Below are 1,042 nucleotides of genomic sequence, written 5' to 3'. Positions count from 1 at the left end.
GGCGGGTTCGGACGTGGTGTTCGTCTTTCCTGGTCAGGGGTCGCAGTGGGCTGGGATGGCGGTGGAGTTGCTGGACAGCTGTGAGGTGTTCCGGGTCGAGGTGGAGCGGTGTGATCGGGTGGTGCGGTCGTTGACCGGCTGGTCGGTGGTGGGGGTGTTGCGTGGTGTGGCGGGGGCTCCGGGGTTGGAGGGGTCGCCGGTGGTGCAGCCGGTGTTGTGGGCGGTGATGGTGGGGTTGGCGGCGGTGTGGCGGGCGGCCGGGGTCGTTCCGCGGGCGGTGGTGGGTCAGTCGCAGGGGGAGATGGCGGCGGCGTGTGTGGCGGGGGTGTTGTCGCTGGAGGACGCTGCGCGGGTGGTGGTGCTGCGTGGCCGGGCGTTGGAGAAGGTGCTGGGTAGTGGCGGGATGGCGGCGCTTGATGTGTCGGCGTCGCGGGCGGGGGAGTTGATCGGGTCGCGGTGGGCGGGCCGGTTGTGGGTGGCGGTGCATTCGGGTCCGGCCAGTTGTGTGGTGGCCGGGGAGGTGGCCGCGCTGGAGGAGCTGGAGCAGCTGCCGGGGGTGCGGGTGCGGCGGATCGCGGTGGATTACGCCTCGCACACTCCGCACATGGATCGCCTGGCTGAGGAGCTGGGTGTGGCGTTGGCCGGGGTGGGGCCGCTTGATGGTGCGGGGGTGGGGTTCTGCTCTTCGGTGGAGGGGGCCTTCCTGGATGTGGGGCGGTTGTCGGGCCGGTATTGGGTGGAGAACTTGTGCCGGCCGGTGCTGTTCGAGGAGTCGGTGCGGGTGGCGGCGGGGGTGGGTGCGCCGGTGTTCGTGGAGGTGAGTCCGCATCCGGTGCTGGTCGGTGATGTGGAGGACATCTGCCGGGCGGCCGGGGTCGAGGCCGGGGTGTGCGGGTCGTTGCGCCGGGGTGAGGGTGGATCGCGGCGGATGCTGCTGTCCCTGGCTCAGGCGTGGGTGCTGGGCGCGCCGGTGGCCTGGCCGCTGGTGCTGGGTGATGGACCGGCCCCGAGTGGGCAGCCTCCCACCTACGCCTTCCAGCGC

General features: G+C 72.0%; 1 protein-coding gene. It reads left to right on the top strand.

Annotated features, from left to right (window positions below; genetic code table 11):
- Positions 1-13 precede the first annotated feature (13 nt).
- Positions 14-1,042, top strand: a 1,029-nt coding sequence (locus ACBJ59_RS62785; protein WP_375119394.1) for an acyltransferase domain-containing protein, incomplete at its 3' end; no start/stop codon positions are given.

The sequence above is a fragment of the Nonomuraea sp. MTCD27 genome (assembly GCF_041950495.1).
In the GTDB taxonomy this organism is placed as follows: domain Bacteria; phylum Actinomycetota; class Actinomycetes; order Streptosporangiales; family Streptosporangiaceae; genus Nonomuraea.
This window is presented reverse-complemented; position numbering and strand designations above follow the sequence as displayed.